Source organism: Bartonella acomydis (assembly GCF_039543025.1).
GTDB classification, from domain to species: Bacteria; Pseudomonadota; Alphaproteobacteria; order Rhizobiales; family Rhizobiaceae; genus Bartonella; species Bartonella acomydis.
This window is the reverse complement of sequence record NZ_BAABIY010000090.1, coordinates 1-6994: the sequence shown is the minus strand read 5'-3', so window position 1 is coordinate 6994 and position 6994 is coordinate 1. Positions and strand designations below refer to the sequence as shown.

Annotated in this window: 3 protein-coding genes; all 3 read right to left on the bottom strand. The window is 35.4% G+C overall.

Annotated features, from left to right (window positions below):
* Positions 1-1843 (bottom strand): autotransporter outer membrane beta-barrel domain-containing protein (locus ABD909_RS07330; RefSeq protein WP_345097284.1); only part of this gene is annotated, 1843 nt, incomplete at its 3' end.
* A 1039-nt stretch (positions 1844-2882) separates the two neighbouring features.
* Positions 2883-6158 carry an autotransporter family protein gene (locus ABD909_RS07325; protein ID WP_345097283.1) on the bottom strand — a complete coding sequence of 1092 codons (3276 nt, stop codon included), beginning with the start codon at positions 6156-6158 and terminating at the stop codon, positions 2883-2885.
* A gap of 649 nt (positions 6159-6807) precedes the next feature.
* A partial coding sequence (locus ABD909_RS07320) for an autotransporter outer membrane beta-barrel domain-containing protein (RefSeq protein WP_345097282.1) occupies positions 6808-6994 on the bottom strand: 187 nt, incomplete at its 5' end.

Genomic DNA, 6994 nt, shown 5'->3' with positions numbered 1-6994 from the left:
CACGCAAAAATGAAGCAGAATTTGTACCAATGTCTAACATTCCACCGGATATACTCCGTTGTATCTCCAACTGCTTGTTTTGATTGCTGATATCCATCAAACCGGCATGGAATATGCTATTTGGCAAGAGCAGATAAGTCGGAACCTGCGGAACAACAGCCTTAACTCCCTGACCAGAATGACGTCCACGATCTAGATGATAAAATTTAGTAACAGAATGAATAGATCCATTTTCAAGGCGGAAATCCCAAAAATCCCCTTTACCTTCAACTAATCTCTGAGAATCACTGGCCTTTCCTAATTCAGAGCTTGGACCATAAGCACGGAGGCTATACTGATAAGGCAAACCATCCAGCGCAACATAATCACCATCTAATTTAAAAGAATCCTTCTCTGCTTTTCCAGACACCTGAATAATTGAAATACCTTTGTTATTTTCATAATGCCCTGTCCCTCCCCCTGGACTTTCTGAAACACCATGCACATGTACTATTGTTTTCCCTTCAACATCACCATGAATTAAAAGCCGATCCGTTTTTTGATTTTGAAGAGCACCACCCTTATTTAAGTAAGTGTTAAGATAGAGACGTGCATTACCTTGTGCACGATAAACTACTCCTTCTCCTTTCCCAACATAAAGCGTTTGATAGCCATCAGCTATGTTAACTTCTGGTTGTTGAAAAACAATAGAACTATCAATAAGATGTATCAATGAAATTGATGAAATACCTCTAGAACCAGAAACTTGTAAATTTTCATTTTTAGGTTGTGATAAAGTCCATTTTGAACCACCCGTTAACCGAAATTCAGCAGAGGAATCCTCATCAAGATTGACACCTCCTAAAAGAGTAGAATTATGAGCAGCAACCTTTATAAAAGAACCATCTTCAGCCTTTAACAATATATCCCCAGAAATTTCAGATTTTCCTGAAAGTTTAATAAGACCCGCGGATTTTTTGCTATAAATAGCCATACTATTTGGAACTTTAAAAGTGGTATCAAATAAATAAACACTTCCTCGTTTAGGTAAGTCTTCCTTTGGTAAATTTCCAAATAACTTCTTCTCTCCAAAAAAAGAATAAACCTTTTCTTTCACGTAATAAAAATCTGTTTTTTGCTGTTCTTCTTCAGATACGTCGTCCTCAAAAAAACGAAGGCCATAAGATGTATTCCCTTCCACAACAACAGTGGAATTAAACATATCCATATAGCTCAGTTCCCCTTGAAAGGAAACACCATGGATATCCGTAACCTTAATATTATCTTCTCTAAGCTCAATATATCCCCCTTTTTGCTTCATCTGAAAAACCGAATTTCCACTATGAAAATCTCTATTCACCGCTTGGCTCGCTTTTCCGCCAATAGATACCTTCTTTAAAGTAACATATCCTTTTTTACTTTGAACTCCAATACCATCTGTAAGGTCAATCACTCCTCCTTCTATATTAACTTTTCCCCTATTCTCTGCTATTATACCATATTTCCAAAAGCTTCCGTTCAACTTATCAGTACTTGAAGCGTCCTTTATCGTTATATCCTTGCCTATAATCCCTGCCTCTTCAGAACTTCTTAGAGCAGCCTCTTTAGCGTTACCCGTAGTTTTCTGATAAGTCTCATTAACAATAGTCAACAAAGTATTCTTCTCATTAAACCAACAAAATAAATTTGTATCACATACAAATGCATTATTATCATCTTGCCCTACACCATTAACAACAGCACGCAGTTTTACATCAGTGCTATCGGTATTAGCTTGTACTTCAGAACTAGCATTATGTGCAAAAAAAAGGATCACTGTTGTGAAAGCACATAAAGAGAGACGATTTTTAAATATCTTGACCATAATTCCACCATAACTTTTTGCCCCCACCTGATTAAAAACATATGTCTTGCCAAATCATATCAAGATTAGCATTTAATACATTTTGTTAAAAAAATCTATAGCTGATAGTATATTTTGTGTTTTATGTAAATAATATCCAAAGTTAATGTAATTGCATTCTTGAACAAAAACTGATAACTCTGTCTCTGTAAGAAAGTCCTGCTTCTATATGCTAAATTTATAGGAATTATGGCGTATATTTATCCGATCCAGCCCCTAAAATGCATATATTGCATCTTTTAAGATAATATTAAAGAAAAAACGTGTATTTTTACTACCTTCTTTTAATTTAGCTTCATAACTTTCAAAGACATCTATAACAATATCTTTGCAATGGAGAGGCAACATTAGCTCAAATTTTTATATTGTATTTTTTTAAGGAATCACATCTCTCACAAAAAAATGGCACACACTTATGTCTTACATTTAGGCGCTTTTTTTAATATCTCTTGTTTTTCCTAATCCCCTCTCTCAATCCTCCTTATAAAAGCCATATAAGCCAAGATTTATTAGAATTTACCATTTTTACACTTATGAAAATACAAATAGCAACACCAATTTATTGCAAAATCAAAATGTTGAGGAATATTTTTCATTGAAAGATTTCTAAAATCTACAGTTAGTCCTTTCTAAATGATATTTATCCCTATAGTAATCCTCCTTCTGGCATGCTAGTAAATGATTTTATGGCTTCATAAGAAGAGAAATCACCATAACAGAACATTCTGTATTCAGTACTTCTTTTCAAATGGCACAAAATGGTTTATTAACACAAAAAACGGCTATAAAATAGAAAATTTAGTAATTCTGGCAATGAATTATCGAACACAAGAACTCATCAACATTCTCTAATCAAGAATTTAAAAAACAACTAAAAAGCGCATTTAAAACATGAAAAATAGCTATTTCTTTAAAAATATAAGAAATAAAGAGATAAAATGAAAAAAGTCACAAATCATGCTTGTGACTTTTTAAAGTATTAACCCCCAATATAACAAAACTAGAAATTATAGCGCAGTCCACCAGAAAAACTGGTTCCAGAAAAACCAGCTTTTGTTAGCTTATGCTGATAAACCAAATCTCCATGAAGTACAAATTTTGGAGACAATTGAGCATTAAAACCTAATCCTGTCTCTAGAGCAGAACCAAAAGCCCCCAATTGAAAAGCATCTTTAAAATGCACAAATTGTTTTTTTCCAAAACCATGCGCAACATGAAGCTTTCCATAAAAGGAAATAATACGTGCTTCATCGCCTACAGTAAGCATTTTTGTTAAACGCCCACCAATGCGTGTCACCCACTGATCAATGTTTCCCATCACAATATCAAAATCGTCAATATCATGGGTCTTATCAAATTGGAGTCGCTGGTAAACAACTTGAACTTGGGGATCTAAAACAAGACCTTCACCGCCTATCACAAACGGCTTACCAGAAGTCAACGAAGCGTTTAAAGCATTTCCTTTTAATGTAGCTGTCTTGCCCCGTGCAAGAGTGAGAACATCACCTTTGAACAGACCATAAGATAAAAGACCATCAGCGTAAAAACCTGTATCCCACTGCATACCACCATATGCCGTAACGGTCCATTTATCAAAAGTACTTTTTCGGCTCTGTTCAACCTCCAAAGGTTGCAAGGAAAGTCTTTCATAAGATCCGATAACCCCAAAAGAAGTAGAACCATATGTATTTTCGATCGTCTGTAGCAAAACACCTGCATCAACGGCATTATAGTCAAGTTCACCTCCATAACCATATTCAAGCTCAGAAAAATTTGACGTATAACGGTGATTACCACCATAACCACGTATAAAGAAAGCAGGGTTTTCACGCATTTCTAACATTCCACTAGAAGCAACGCGTAACGATTCTAACCACTTGTTTTGATGAGTAATATTCCTTAAATCTGTATGAAACAAAGCATTTGGCAAAAACAAATAAGTTGGAACTTGTGGAACAACAGCCTTAACCTCCGGCTTAGGACGAGGTCCCGGTTCTGGAGAAGGAGCAGGCCCAGGTTTAGGAGCTGGTCCTGGTTTAGGTTTAATATATCCATTTTCAAGGCGAAAATCCCAAAAATCCCCTTCACCTTTAACTTGTCTTTGAGAAGCGTCCGCCTTCCCTAATTCAGAGCTTGGACCATAAGCATAAAGCTTATACTGATATGGTAAAGCATTCAACGCAACATAATCACCATCCAATTTAAAAGAATCCCTCTCTGCCTTTCCAGAAACCTGAATAATAGAGATCCCTTGATTATTTCCTCCACTACCCGTAGATCCTCCTGGACTTCCTGAAACGCCACGCACATAAACCCTAGTTTTTCCCTCAATATCACCATGAATTAAAACACGATCAGTTTTTTGCTTTTTAAGATCCCCTCCCTCATTCAGATATGTGTTAAGATAAATATGTGCACCATCACCTGCCTTATAAGCAACACCTGTTCCCTTTCCAATGCTGAGTGTTTGATAAGTGTAATCTGGCTCAGGTTTCAATTTTGTAAATTTAATAGAGCTCTCATTCATAAGAGTGACGTGTGAAATAGATGAATCATTTATCAAACTCAGTCCTGTCCGTTCACCCATTCTCGATTTTCGTAAAATCCATTCAGATTTGTCACCTAAATAAAGCTTAGCAGTAGAAATTTCATCAATATGAACTCCGCCTTCAAGGGTAGAACCGGTAGCTAAAACTGTTAAAGCAGCGCCCTTCTGAGCTTTTAACAATAATTTCTCTGAACGCAACGTACTTTCTGTTAAACTAACAATACCTTTAATGATGTTAGTACTTTGAATAGCATTATCTTTAACAGAAAATTTTGTCTTATTTAAATTAACAACTTCCATTCTAGAGGGCTTTTTGTCTTTCTCTGATAAATCTTCTTTTTGAAGATCGTGTTCTATCAATGGATTCTTTCCTTTAAAATATATACCATACGCCGCATTACCAGTTACATTCATAGAAGAGGATTTGATATTAACTTCAGTCACAGAAATCCTAGAATCAGAATCCTCATCCGATAAATCTTTAACTTCCTGCAAAAGAGGAGAATTGACTGTATTTTCTAATAATATGCCATGGATACCCATAGCACTAATATTCGTACCCTCTAAATTAACAGCCCCCCTTAAATCCGTATGCACAACCGCATGATTTTCACTTTCGTTAGCCTTTCCAATAATTTTAACATTCTCGAGATTTATCTTCCCACCTAACATCGAAGAAACCCCATGACTGTTCATAAAATCAACGGATCCATCTGACATCCAAATTTCTGAATGCTCATAACTTAAAAGACTTGCAACCCCATTAGCAGTTTTAATGTCTGTATCTTCCAAAAGAACAAATGACTTATCTGTTGCATCAATCCCTTCCTGACTTTCTTCAATATTTCCATGCTTTACCTCAATCACTCCATTATCAGCACGAAGGGCTATAGTTGTACCTTTGATAATCGGGTCTTCCAAAACAATCTTGCCATTCTCTAATGCATGCACACCAATTAGAAAAGTTTCATCAGAAACACTACCGCTAACCGTTACATTCTTGCTCTTAACTGTCGTACCTAATCCCTTCACCATTATAGCAGCAATATTATTAGGAGGATATTCACTTGGATACGCGGAAATCGGCTCATTAATAATATAAGATTTATAGCCAATTCTATCTTCTGTACAATTATCACATACATAATATGGCCCATCATATATCAGAAGCTTCAACTCATTACTGCTCGCAAGATTTCCATAACTCCCATATTTTAAATAGGGAGATTTCCCCTTACCTCTCGTATTATTATAATCAATCTTACCAATAAAAGTGTCAGGAACTTCATGCCCATCAATGCTCAAATCCCGATACGAATTGATCGGAATGTTCAGATCAATCGAATTGATGGGAGTGATGCTAATCTCGGGAATATTGCCATTTCCATTCAAATAGGCATTAGCGCCATCTTTTCTAGAATTATTGAGACTATTAGCATCAATATTACTAGATCTCCTCTGTCTAAGAGGAGAATTATAATTACTGTCCATTATAAGCGATACACTAGGATACATACTACGAAAATTTCCATCAGGATTCACAGGAGAAACGGTCGCCTTATAAGACAATCCATCAACAGACTCAGCACCGTACACAGAGATATTGTTGATATCATAATGCCCATTATTCCCCCTATTTGCACCAATCACTACTTCATTTTGTAGCAAAGAAAAGATAGCCGTTGTAACAGTATATAAACACACACGATTTCTAAACATTTTAATCATAGTTCCCTCGAAACTTTCTTTCCCCTCTCATTAACAACAAAAGCACTGATAAAAACATGCCGATGAGCACCTCAAAATACAAAAAGGCGTAAACAAAAGAACGCATCTAACGCTCATTTGAATCGTATAATGAATGCTTCAATAAACTTGGCTGAAAACCTACACATAAGACAACAACCACCTATAGGAGAATAATCACTATACGCAATTTATACGTGTATAATGCATTCTGTATTTCGTGTAAAGCAAAAATAAAACTATAGAGTGTAATTAATGAAACAAACAATCTATCATTGTGAATTTTAAAAGGTAGACAAAAGATATGTGTGAAAAAGACTACGAAAACCAATAAAATGTTAAAAACAAGATTCAGAAAGTACCAAGTATCACAGTGAATAAATCAGATGTATATAAGCAGCATATTGTACACTAAAGCTAAGCACACTGACTATTAAAGAGCCGTTGAATCACTGTCTCATATCATTATCAGGAAATTTTAAGGAAGTTCGCCTGAGCATAAAAATGCTCTCATGCATAAAACAATTATGACTTTTACATTCCTCTCAAAAGATTACTCTTTTTTGAGAACAAAACAAAAAAGGCAGCACAATGTGCTGCCTTTTCTAAAATGTATGTACTATAGGTTATCTTAAAACTGATAACGAACTCCTCCAGAAAAACTCGTTCCAGAAAAACCAACCTTATTGAGTTTATGCTGATAAACAAGATCTCCATGAAGAGAAAACTGTGGAGACAATTTAGCATTAAAACCTAATCCACCTTCTAAAGAAGAGCCAAAAGCACCTAACTGGAAAGTATCTTTAAAACGCACAGAT